Annotated in this window: 11 protein-coding genes; 2 read left to right on the plus strand and 9 right to left on the minus strand. The window is 45.2% G+C overall.

Annotated elements, in window-relative coordinates:
- Window positions 1-397: 397 nt before the first annotated feature.
- Window positions 398-886 (minus strand): GNAT family N-acetyltransferase, encoded by a 489-nt coding sequence (locus AC3WTL_RS24465; RefSeq protein WP_492370182.1) that lies wholly within the window; start codon window positions 884-886, stop codon window positions 398-400.
- 144 nt (window positions 887-1,030) lie between these two features.
- Between AC3WTL_RS24465 and AC3WTL_RS24470 the strand changes: the two genes are divergently transcribed.
- A complete protein-coding gene (locus tag AC3WTL_RS24470; RefSeq protein WP_252220422.1) occupies window positions 1,031-2,350 on the plus strand; it encodes a short-chain fatty acid transporter in 1,320 nt (439 codons plus the stop codon).
- Window positions 2,351-2,412: 62 nt separating this feature from the next.
- Here the strand turns inward: AC3WTL_RS24470 and AC3WTL_RS24475 are convergent, their stop codons facing one another.
- The 4 genes from AC3WTL_RS24475 to AC3WTL_RS24490 form a co-directional block, all read right to left on the minus strand.
- The gene (locus AC3WTL_RS24475) at window positions 2,413-2,613 is read right to left on the minus strand and encodes a hypothetical protein (protein WP_248350093.1); all 201 of its coding nucleotides are present in this window, start codon (window positions 2,611-2,613) and stop codon (window positions 2,413-2,415) included.
- A gap of 65 nt (window positions 2,614-2,678) precedes the next feature.
- Entirely contained in the window at window positions 2,679-3,686 is a 1,008-nt protein-coding gene (locus tag AC3WTL_RS24480; protein ID WP_252220429.1) for an ABC transporter ATP-binding protein, read from the minus strand.
- Window positions 3,687-3,697: 11 nt separating this feature from the next.
- Entirely contained in the window at window positions 3,698-4,504 is an 807-nt protein-coding gene (locus tag AC3WTL_RS24485) for an ABC transporter permease (protein WP_252220432.1), read from the minus strand.
- A gap of 3 nt (window positions 4,505-4,507) precedes the next feature.
- The gene (locus tag AC3WTL_RS24490) at window positions 4,508-5,311 is read right to left on the minus strand and encodes an ABC transporter permease (RefSeq protein ID WP_248350110.1); all 804 of its coding nucleotides are present in this window, start codon (window positions 5,309-5,311) and stop codon (window positions 4,508-4,510) included.
- A gap of 182 nt (window positions 5,312-5,493) precedes the next feature.
- Here AC3WTL_RS24490 and AC3WTL_RS24495 point away from each other — a divergent pair, with 182 nt between their 5' ends.
- On the plus strand, window positions 5,494-6,849 hold the full coding sequence (locus AC3WTL_RS24495; protein WP_435869280.1) for a YjiH family protein: 1,356 nt from the start codon (window positions 5,494-5,496) through the stop codon (window positions 6,847-6,849).
- Window positions 6,850-6,894: 45 nt separating this feature from the next.
- On the opposite strand, the gene AC3WTL_RS24500 is transcribed toward AC3WTL_RS24495, so the two are convergent.
- From AC3WTL_RS24500 to AC3WTL_RS24515, 4 genes are all read right to left on the minus strand, one after another.
- Window positions 6,895-7,395 carry a hypothetical protein gene (locus tag AC3WTL_RS24500; RefSeq protein ID WP_248350112.1) on the minus strand — a complete coding sequence of 167 codons (501 nt, stop codon included), beginning with the start codon at window positions 7,393-7,395 and terminating at the stop codon, window positions 6,895-6,897.
- 20 nt (window positions 7,396-7,415) lie between these two features.
- Window positions 7,416-8,513, minus strand: coding sequence for a PRK06851 family protein (locus AC3WTL_RS24505; RefSeq protein WP_248350114.1), 1,098 nt, complete (start codon window positions 8,511-8,513; stop codon window positions 7,416-7,418).
- A 117-nt stretch (window positions 8,514-8,630) separates the two neighbouring features.
- On the minus strand, window positions 8,631-9,107 hold the full coding sequence (gene ybaK / locus AC3WTL_RS24510) for a Cys-tRNA(Pro) deacylase (RefSeq protein ID WP_048009492.1): 477 nt from the start codon (window positions 9,105-9,107) through the stop codon (window positions 8,631-8,633).
- 112 nt (window positions 9,108-9,219) lie between these two features.
- Window positions 9,220-10,881: a glycoside hydrolase family 13 protein gene (locus AC3WTL_RS24515; RefSeq protein WP_492370183.1), complete on the minus strand. Its 1,662-nt coding sequence runs from the start codon at window positions 10,879-10,881 to the stop codon at window positions 9,220-9,222.
- Between the last annotated feature and the right edge of the window lie 321 nt (window positions 10,882-11,202).

The raw sequence follows: 11,202 nt of genomic DNA on the forward strand, positions 1-11,202 counted from the left end.
TTTTTGTGTCCGAAGTTGCACCGGGTTCTGACTCTTAGACGCCCATTTTCCCTTTTTGTGTCGAAGTTGATCCGAGTTCTGACTCTAAGACGCCCTTTTTCTCTTTTTGTGTCCGAAGTTGGACCCGGTTCTGACTCTGGAGCGCCGATTTTCTCTTTTTGTGTCCGAAGTTGATCCGGGTTCTGACTCTAAACCGCTCATTTTCTCTTTTTGTGTCCGAAGTTGATCCGGGTTCTGACTCTAAGCCACTTATTTTCCTTTTTTGTGTCCGAAGTTGATCCGGGTTCTGACTCTAAGACACCCATTTTCTCTTTTTGTGTCCGAAGTTGGACCCGGGTCGGACTCTGGAGCGCCAATTTTCTCTTTTTGTGTCCGGACGTCATTCCAGGGATTCGATCTATTCCACCTTCACAAACTGCCCCACTACCTCTTCTCCATCTTCCATCCTCAAATTCTCCTGAACCTCAAGCTGATAGTCCTGATACACCTTTTCCCAAAAGCGGACTGCAGGCTTGTTTCGTTTTAATTGCTCGATATACCACGTACCCATATAGTCACTAAAAAGCTGTCCTACAGCTGCCTGCCCCACTTTTTTCCCCCGGAATGAGTTGTACAGGAAAAAGTCATTGATGCAGTAGTCTGCTTTTGTAAAAAAAGGGGCCTTCAAAAGCAGCAGGAACCCCGCCAGTTTGCCGTCAGCCTTAATAAGATAAGGTTCAATGCCTTCCTTGTCCCAGATTATTGAAAATGCATCAAATTCGAAGGTGCCTACATCGTTTACATGCAAGGCATCTGTGTATTTTGTTAAATCATGCAGATAGAATGCATACATGTTTCTTACTATGTCCCGATCCGCGATTGCGGCTTTGACTATTTTTACGTCCATATCTCAATCCCCTTTTCACTATTTACTCTCCAAATTTAAAGGGCAAGAGCATTTTAGGCAAGAATTATTTCAGAAAAGAAGGAATAAACTGAATTCTACAGAAAGTATATTAAGTTCGAGAAAAATTTTTAAGGGGGTTGCAGCATGAGGGTACTGGTATCTTTCTTTAATCGCATTATGCAGCGGTACTTGCCGGATCCATTTTTATTTGTCATTATCCTAACTTTTGCGGTTTTTGGATTAGGCTTGATTTTTACAGATAATGGGCCATATCAGATGGTTCAGCATTGGGGAAATGGGTTTTGGGGCCTTTTGACTTTTTCCATGCAGATGGTGCTGGTATTAGTCACAGGACATGTATTAGCCAGCAGCAATATTTTTAAAAAGGGATTAGGTGCCCTGGCATCATTGGCCAAATCACCCGGCCAGGCCATCCTGATTGTGTCATTCGTGTCGATGGTTGCAAGTTTAATTAACTGGGGTTTCGGCCTTGTAATCGGCGCTCTTTTCGCAAAAGAACTTGCCAAAAAAGTGAAAAATGTGGATTATCGCCTGTTAATTGCAAGCGCTTACGGAGGGTTCGTTGTCTGGCATGGGGGGATTTCCGGCTCGATCCCATTGACGATTGCTACACCGGGTCACTTTTCTGAGGATATGATTGGCGTTATCTCTACTGACCAGACTATTTTCGCAGGGTTCAATATCTTTATTGTTGTCGCATTATTATTGGTATTGCCTTTTATAAACCGCTTTATGATGCCATCGAAAGAGGAAACGATTGTAGTTGATCCTGCTCTCCTTCAAGAAGACGTACAGGCAGCTGCACTCGAAAAAGAGGCGATGACACCTGCTGAACGCCTGGAAAACAGCCGCATCATTTCCTTGCTGGCCGGGATTCTAGGACTTGTGTTCTTATTTTATTATTTCGCCACAAAGGGCTTTAATCTTAATCTTGATATCGTAAACTTCTTGTTTCTGTTCCTGGGCATTCTTTTTCACGGAACGCCAAAACAGTTCCTCGAAGCTGTCCTGAATGCGGTAAAAGGAGCAAGCGGCATCATTATCCAGTTCCCGTTTTATGCCGGAATCATGGGCATGATGACTGCATCAGGACTGGCTGCGGTTATGTCCGAAGCGTTTGTCAGCATTTCAAATGATTACACGTTTCATTTCTTCGCGTTTTTAAGTGCGGGGCTTGTGAACTTCTTCGTTCCTTCAGGGGGAGGACAGTGGGCTGTTCAGGCTCCGATTATGCTTGAAGCGGCTCAATCAATGGGGGCTTCCATCCCTAAGACAGCCATGGCGGTTGCATGGGGTGATGCCTGGACCAATCTCATTCAGCCTTTCTGGGCGCTGCCGGCACTCGCCATTGCGGGGTTAAAAGCGAAAGACATCATGGGATTCTGCGTGCTGACTCTTCTGGTCAGCGGCGTGATTATTTCAATGGGCTTCTTACTTTTCTAAAAGGAAAAGAGCATGGCACCCGCCATGCTCTTCTATTATGAGCAGCAGCCTCATCGGGAGGCTTATATTCCATTATGATGATCATTTTTCATGTTATGCATATAGGACTCCATGTAGGCTCTCTCTGACTCAGATACATGCTTTTCATTTTCCTCAGGGTAAAAATCGTCCATTCCATGCTTTTTATGCCACCAGTCCACAAACATGCCTGTTCCCAGCAATACTGTACAAAAGCCCAGCAAATATAGAATCAATGTGATCACCTCTATATAGTATATCATTTTTCAGAAAATATTGATATATTGACCAAGCCTATTTCTCTATGAGGCTACACTTTTACCGTCTCTGGCAGGTCCTGATAGCCCTCCTGATAAATGCGGCTGATAATCGATTCGATTGCGGGCTCTTCCACTGTCAGATCCTTGATATTATGCGTTTCGGTAATTTGGGCAATCAGTCCTGAAGCTGACACTTCATCCCGGTTGAACCGGATCCAGAAGCGGCTTGCTTCTTCTTTAAACACCTCACCGCCCCTAAGGTTAAGGCTGCGTGAAGATTCCTCCAGGTCCACGATGAGTGTCCTCGTTTTTCCGAAACGCTCTTTGACAACTGCGATTTCCCCGTCATACACCTTCTGCCCATGGTCGATGAGGATCATCCGCTCACAGAGCTTTTCAATATCCTCCATATCATGGGTGGTTAAAATGACGGTGATGCTGCGCTCCTTATTAATCTCTTTTATAAAAGTCCTCATCTTTTCCTTTGCGACGACATCCAGGCCAATCGTCGGCTCATCCAGAAACAGAATGGGCGGGTCATGCAGCAGGGATGCGGCAATGTCAGCCCTCATCCTTTGCCCTAAGGAGAGCTGGCGGACCGGTGTGTTCAGGAATTCATCCAGCCCCAATATCTCGGTGAAGGTGTCCATATTTTCCTTATACCGCTTATCCGGAACCTGATAGATTTCCTTCAGCAGCTCAAACGATTCGATAGTAGGCAGATCCCACCAGAGCTGCGTTCTCTGGCCGAAAACCACTCCGATATTCTTGGCATTTTCCTGTCTGTTTTCATAGGGAATGATGCCGTTCACCTTCACACTTCCGGTGGTTGGAACAAGAATGCCCGTCAGCATTTTGATAGTGGTGGACTTTCCGGCTCCGTTCGGTCCGATATAGCCGACCATTTCCCCTTCATTGATCGAAAAGCTGATGCCTTTTACAGCTTCTTTTTTAATATGTTCTCTTTTTACCAGACTCTTCACAGCGCCCAGGAAGCCTGTCTCCCGCTTGGCAATCATAAAGTCCTTCATTAGATCTTCAACCTCTATAATCGGCATTTCCAGCCCTCCTATGAACCTGTACTTTTATATCGCTTTAAACCCAGCATCCAGATCGAATAAGCGATGGAAAAAAAGACGATGCCGACAAGCGGCGAGTAATACCCGATATTCTCCGGGAAAAAGGGTGTTTCTTTTTCAAGGAGCACAGCCGCGGGAAAATAGTTCACAAAGCCGAATGGAATCACAAAGGCCGTAAACCATTGGACGGCTTTCGGATAAATGACCAAAGGATAATTCGTCAGATTTCGGGCAGGAAACATGGCCACCCAGTAAAATTGCTCCGATTTCGTCGTCCAGAAAGCGAGGGCCGAAATCATGACGAGCAGACCGCCCTGGATAAGAATACCTCCCACCACAGATAACAGCAGAAACAAGCTTTTCCCAACTGTCCAATCCAGCTGCAGCTTAAAGCTGACCAAAATAAAAATGCCGATGCTGAAGATAAACTGCCCAAAAGAGGCGACATCAAATTTCATTGCCATGAAATGAAAAAAAGGATTGATTGGCCTGACAAGGAAGCGGTCAAACGTGCCGTTTAAAATGTAGGTGTCCAATCCCCTGAAATGGAAAAAGAGAATGATGCAGAACCCCCAGGATAAAACAGCGACTGCAAATAGAAACAGCATCTCGTAAAAGGTCCATGAGCCGAGTTCCTGAAACTGGTAAAGCATGATCCACATCGTGAGAGCGGTGCCTGTATAGGATGTAATGAGGCCCACAATCCTCATGACAAAAGCAAACCGGTACTGCAGCTGTGCCCTCACACCTGCTGAGATGAGCTTGAAATACAGATCGAAATATTTTACAACACTCACACTCTATCCCCCCTGTACCACTACTTTTTGGGATGCTCGATTCCAGACAAACCTCAACAGCAGATAACTGGCCCCAGCCCAGAATAATTGAACACCCAGGGATAGCAGGATCTCAGTTCCAGAGATTTTGCCTATGAAAATTGCATTTGGTATGTAATAGATTCCCTGAAACGGCAGGTAAAGCGCCATCGTTTCCAGCCAGCCCGGAAAAAACCACAGCGGAATGACGGAGCCTGACAGAAGAGACATGGCGAAGTAAAAGACATCCACAATTCCGCCCGTTTCAACGAGGAAAAAGGAAAGCAGCCCGAAGGACATTTCAATGCAATAGCGGATCAGGAATCCTATAAAAGCGGATACGATAAATAATGCCCAAGTTTCCCATTCTGAAGGCAATGTCAAATCCATAAAAATGAACATGACGGTGTATAAAGGGAGCAGTGCTGTCAGTATGTAAAAGGCCACACTGCCAAAGTCGGCAAAAAGGTAGCGGAGCGGCACATCAAACGGTCTCATTAATTCCAGGGAAATATCACCTGTCCGGACCTTCTCCTGGATTTCCCACAGCGGGGTGCCCGCCCCATTTACTCCCGTTAAAAATTGGCTGACCACAATATACGTCAGCATGGACTCAAAGCTGACACCGCCTGCTTCTTCCCTTCCGGCATATAGTGCAGTCCAAATCGAACCCCACATCAGCAGAAAAATAAGGTTTGAGCCGAGCCGTGACCATACATCAAACCGATAAACGGCTGATCGCAGAAAGGCCTTCTTTGTGAAGCTCCAATATAACCGAAACCTGAACATCCGCACACCTGCTTTTTGATTTTTTTGATTATTTCATATTTTAACATAATATGGGAGCTAAAAAATATGAAGTTTAAAAAGAAGGGAAACGGTGGAATTTAAGAGAAAGGGTTGGCTTTTTCAGGGGTAATGAATTAAAATAACATGTGGTTTATAAATATAAGAAAAAGGTGAATATATTGATTGACGCATCCAGAAAGAAGCATTCTTCTTCCGATCTGATAAAATTTCTCATACCATCCTTAATTGGAATCAGCTTATTCATGGTTCCGATCAAATATCAGGGAGATATTACGATTCCCATAGCCATTTTTTCAGGATGGATCCAAAACCTGCTTACAGATTATCTTCCTGAAATTATGACCTTTATTATTGTTATTACATTCTTGGGTACATTGCTGGCGAAGCTCACCAAGCCTGCTTTTATCGAGAATAGCTCTTTTTTCAAGAACTTATTTGATGTCCCATACATCTGGGCTGCAGCGAGATTTATCGGCGCTGTTTTTGCGGTTATCACCCTATTTCAAATGGGGCCTGAACAGATCTGGTCTGAAAACACAGGAGGACTTCTCTTAAATGACCTTCTGCCGATCCTGTTCTCGGTCTTTTTATTTGCAGGGCTTTTCCTGCCTTTGCTATTGAATTTCGGATTACTTGAATTCTTTGGCTCGCTTTTAACGAAAATCATGCGTCCGGTATTCAGGCTGCCTGGCAGGTCTTCAATTGACTGTGTAGCTTCCTGGCTTGGCGATGGCACGATTGGTGTTCTTTTGACCAGCAAGCAGTATGAAGAAGGCTATTATACGAAAAGGGAAGCCGCCATTATCGGCACGACCTTTTCTGTCGTATCTATTACCTTCAGCCTTGTGGTGATTTCACAGGTGAATCTAGGCCATATGTTTGTGCCTTTTTATCTCACCATTACAGCGGCAGGATTCATCTGCGCCATCATCAGCCCGAGAATCTGGCCTCTGGCCAAAAAGCCTGATACGTATTATAACGGACAGGAAGCAGAGCTTGATGAGAACATCCCTGAAGGACACACTCCATTCAGCTGGGGGCTTAAGCAGGCATTAGATAAAGCACGCACTAATCAAAGCCTGAAAGCCTTCTTCCAGGATGGCGCCAAGAATATTCTGGATATGTGGATGGGTGTTGCCCCAATTGTCATGGCTTTGGGAACATTGGCTCTGATCGTTGCCGAATACACGCCGGTTTTCACGTATCTGGGAATGCCGTTCATTCCATTGCTTGAATTGATGCAGGTGCCGGAAGCAAGAGCAGCTTCTGAAACACTTGTAGTCGGTTTCGCCGATATGTTCCTGCCATCTGTGATCGGGGCAAGCATTGAAAGCGAGATGACCCGCTTTATTGTCGCTGCAGTATCTGTTACCCAGCTGATTTATATGTCAGAGGTCGGCGGACTTCTGCTGGGCTCCAAGATACCTGTATCCTTCTGGGATCTTGTTATTATCTTTATACAGCGAACACTGATTACATTGCCGGTGATTGTGCTGGCTGCGCATCTTCTTTTTTAACATACGAAAAGAGGTATCCTTATGCGGGATACCTCTTTTGTATTGTTAGAAGCATTGAAAGGAACGAATTCTCCTCAAGTCTGTTCCGTAATACGTCCAGCGCCAGTTTCTCCAGCGCCAGCCTGCAACAGAGGTCCTGCCAACAAAGGTCGGGTAGAACCAGAAGCTGTTTCCGTTTTGCAGCCATATAAAGGTATAACGGAATAAGCAGCCTCTTATGGCACCGGGATCAACAGCGAATGTGCTGACCTGCTGCATTTGAGGGGTGAAGTTTGGCGGCGGAGCTGATGGCGGTCCATCCTGTCCTCCAGGGCCTCCTCCACCACCCGGAGGTCCAAATCCGCCGCCCGGTCCACCTGGTGGCGGTCCTGGTGGTCCGAACCCTCCACCCGGCGGAAATCCCGGTATGCTGAACCCTCCTCCTGATCCTCCACCTGGAAAACCAGGGATGCCGAAGCCTCCTCCTGATCCCCCGCCCGGAAAAATACGGCCATGTTCATTTTGCTCATACATATATGGATAAAACGGATAGTTCATATAATCCATTTTGATACTCCTTTCGGGATTTAGACTTTCTCTGCAATCAGCAGCAATTCAGAGCGGACCTGCTCTTTGATCCGGTCTACCACTGAAAAGTCCATAGCATTTACATAGATTTTTTCCAGCGTGTCCCGCTGGGTTTTTGCCCGTGCCAGATAGGATATGGCTTCGGTCATTTTATTTTTATAACGGGTGCTGATATCCTTTAGCTGTTCAGCGTAAATCTCATCTGTGCCTGAGTTGATCGTTATTTCATACATATCTACGATTTCATCGCCGTCACGATTCGGAAAATATTCATGCGGAGCTGTGCTGTCAAAGATAGCAAGGCCCAGCTCGCGCACAATGATCATATCCAGGCTGTGCGGATCAAACCCGCAATGATAGATTTCAATATCAAATCCACGGCTTTCAGCTTCCTTTGCCAGCTTCTTCAGCATGGTGGACTTGCCGGAACCCGGACGCCCTTTTATGAAGTATCTTTTTTGAATATCCTCTGTAAGATTCGGCACAAAATCTACCGCTCCGATGGGAGTGGCTGCCCCTAAATAACGATGCTTTACACATGGAGTCTTATTTAGTTTCATATTTCCATAGAAGGTGGAACTCAGCTTTTTCGTTAGTTCATCCGCCTTCTGGAAATTCATATTTTCTATATAGATTTTTTCCCATTCATCATGAATCCTCAGTGCTTCGGCAAACGTGTCATAAGCCGTTGCAAAGGAATTGCTTATCTGGCCTGACAGTACGGTAATTTCTTCTTTACATGCAGCCAGTGCCCTTGAATCCCAGGCTTCGCCAAGATTGATATATTCTTCGACCGCGCCTGGTGCTTTCGGTTCGATCACATGCGGCGCTGTACCATCAACGATGCCTGCTTTTAAAGAAGGAATGATGACGCCATCGAGCGATTGACTGTCAGATGAGCAATAAATATATTCCAGGTCATAGCCTTTTTCAGACAGTTCCTTCCCGATTGCTTTCATCAGGGATGATTTGCCTGTTCCCGGTCCGCCTTTTAAAATATATAGGCGGTCAAGCCCTGCCAGGTTCGATTCGAATAAATTGTGGAATCCCCGGGCTGTATTCCCGCCGGCGAAGTATTTTAATATTTTCCCAGCCACTCCTACACTTCCTTTCGAAATGCATTTTCACCTTACAGTATGCAAAAGGAGCGGGATGGGTGAAAGCCTATGAAAAAAAGAGTGCTGAATCGTGGTGATTCAGCACTCTTGCTTCAATTATTTGATTAAATCCGCCAGTTCAGCCCCAATGGCCTTCTGCAGGTCATCCACCTTGAGCTCCATCTGCATGCCGATTTTGCCGCCGCTGACTATGATCAGCTCAAGCTCTTGTGCCTTTGCGTCGATGAAAGAGGGATATTGCTTTTTCATTCCGACCGGGGAGCAGCCACCGCGTATGTAGCCGGTGAGCTTCTGGATATCTTTGACCGGGATCATTTCCACTTTTTTTTCGCCTGCAGCTTTCGCGGCTTTTTTCAGGTCGAGCTCTTCTGTCACAGGAATGATGAACACGAAGACCTGCTTTGTGACGCCCTGGGCGACTAATGTTTTATAGACAGCTTTAGGGTCTTTGCCGATTTTTTCTGCAACCGAAACACCATCAATCTTCCCGTCCTGGCTGTCATATGTAATCAATTCATAAACTACCTTTTGAGCATCGAGCATACGCATCGCATTTGTTTTACCCTTTGCCATTGCCTGCGCCTCCAGTGGTTATTTACCTCATTTTAGCATTTTTGGCCAGTTTCAAAAAGGCAGAGGGAAAAGAATAGCAGGATTCCCCAAAAGGGAATCCTGCTAATAGAAATTATTTCAATCGGTACACACGGGCTTCATATGGCTTAAGCGTAAATGAATCCATATCACTATGTTTTTCAACCGGATAGTTATTCAATAAAAGCTGTTCATAGGAAAGCTTATCATCTGCTTCAAAAGAGGCTTCCTCTGTTGAAAGGTTTGTAATCACAACTACCTTGTCATCTTCAGATGTACGGGTATAGGCATAGATTTGCTGGTCATCTCCAAGAAGCAAATCATATTGGCCATAAGTGAAGACTTCATTTTCTTTTTTCAGCCGAATCATCTTTTTATAGAAAGAAAGGATAGAGTCCCCGTCCTGCGATTGGATCTCCACATTGATCTCCTTATAGTTCGGATTCACCTTCATCCAAGGCTGGGCTTTAGTGAATCCTGCGTTTTCTTTAGAGGACCACTGCATTGGCGTACGGCTGTTATCACGGGAAGAAGCCCAGATGATGTCCATGATGTCCTGATGGGACATGCCTTCCTCTTTCTTCAGGCGGTACAGGTTCTTCACTGCTACGTCATCATAGTCGTCAATGGAAGGGAATTGGACATTAGTCATGCCGATTTCCTGTCCCTGATAAATAAACGGCGTTCCCTGCATCAGGAAGTACATGGCACCCATAGCTGTTGCGCTTTGCTGCCAGTATTCCTTATCATTTCCCCATGTGGAAACGACACGCGGCTTATCGTGGTTCTCGATGAATAACGCGTTCCACCCATCCGCTTCCAGGCCTTTCTGCCAGCGGGTCAGAACTGTTTTCAGCTCGACAATATCAACCTCAGGGTTTGTTTCCGCGTCCCAAAGACCAAGGTGCTCAAATTGGAAAATCATATCCATCTTACCCTGCTCTTCACCGACCCAAAGGTCCGCTTCATCCACGGTAACACCGTTTGCCTCGCCGACTGTCATCACATCATAGTTCGCATAGGTGCGGTCTTTAAATTCCTTTAAGTACTCGTGAATGCCTTCCTGGTTCATATGCATATCGAAGGAAGAAACATACTTTTTCTTCTTCGGGTTCGGCATATCAGGCAGGCCTGCACGCTTTTTGATATGGCTGATGGCATCAATCCGGAAGCCGTCGATTCCTTTATCCAGCCACCAGTTCACCGTAGCATATAAAGCTTCGCGGACCTCTTTATTTTCCCAGTTCAAATCAGGCTGCTTGGTGGAAAAAACATGAAGATAATACTGCTCTGTCTTCTCATCGTATTCCCATGCCGATCCGCCGAAAATACTTTCCCAGTTATTTGGCTCCTTGCCATTCTTTCCGTCTCTCCAAATATACCAGTCTCTTTTCGGGTTCTCTTTGGACTCACGGGACTCAATAAACCAAGGATGCTCATCACTTGTATGGTTCAGCACAAGATCCAGAATCAGCTTCATATCGCGCTTATGGACCTCATCCATCAGCTGATTGAAATCCTCCATCGAACCGAAATCCTCCATGATATCCTGGTAGTCTGAAATATCGTATCCATTATCATCATTAGGGGATTTGTACATTGGGCAAATCCAGATGACATCAATGCCTAACCCTTTAATATAATCCAGCCGCTGAATAATTCCCTGAAGATCGCCAATTCCATCTCCGTTCGAATCCTGGAAACTGCGGGGATAAATTTGATATCCAACTGCTTCTTTCCACCATACCTTTTTCATGTTAACACCCTCATTATATATAAATTTCTTTTCTATAATCTCTGTTTGGTGCGCAAACGTTTGCATTAAGCGGCATAAAAAAAGCTGCCTGCTTAATGCATGTGCATACTACTACAGTAAGTGTAACGCTTACAATTCAATTTTTCAATACCCTAATTAAATTAGGATTTATAGAAAAAGAAAACTCGCATATTAGCGGGTTTTCTCTGTTTTTGAAGGTTTCTTATTTAAGTAAAGCACCCGATAGTTTAAGTGTATTTATTCACAAACTTAAGACCTTATTAGACACCTGCCTGTTTCCTATACGTCCGTCCTTTATTC

The organism is Cytobacillus sp. EB106-05-05-XG126 (assembly GCF_058791715.1).

Bases quoted from the DNA above. Each gene is read 5' to 3' on its own strand.
- AC3WTL_RS24490 (WP_248350110.1), bottom strand. From the start codon at position 5,311: ATGTTCAGGTTTCGGTTATATTGGAGCTTCACAAAGAAGGCCTTTCTG.
- AC3WTL_RS24515 (WP_492370183.1), bottom strand. From the start codon at position 10,881: ATGAAAAAGGTATGGTGGAAAGAAGCAGTTGGATATCAAATTTATCCC.
- AC3WTL_RS24500 (WP_248350112.1), bottom strand. From the start codon at position 7,395: ATGGATTATATGAACTATCCGTTTTATCCATATATGTATGAGCAAAAT.
- AC3WTL_RS24470 (WP_252220422.1), top strand. From the start codon at position 1,031: ATGAGGGTACTGGTATCTTTCTTTAATCGCATTATGCAGCGGTACTTG.
- AC3WTL_RS24465 (WP_492370182.1), bottom strand. From the start codon at position 886: ATGGACGTAAAAATAGTCAAAGCCGCAATCGCGGATCGGGACATAGTA.
- ybaK (WP_048009492.1), bottom strand. From the start codon at position 9,107: ATGGCAAAGGGTAAAACAAATGCGATGCGTATGCTCGATGCTCAAAAG.
- AC3WTL_RS24480 (WP_252220429.1), bottom strand. From the start codon at position 3,686: ATGCCGATTATAGAGGTTGAAGATCTAATGAAGGACTTTATGATTGCC.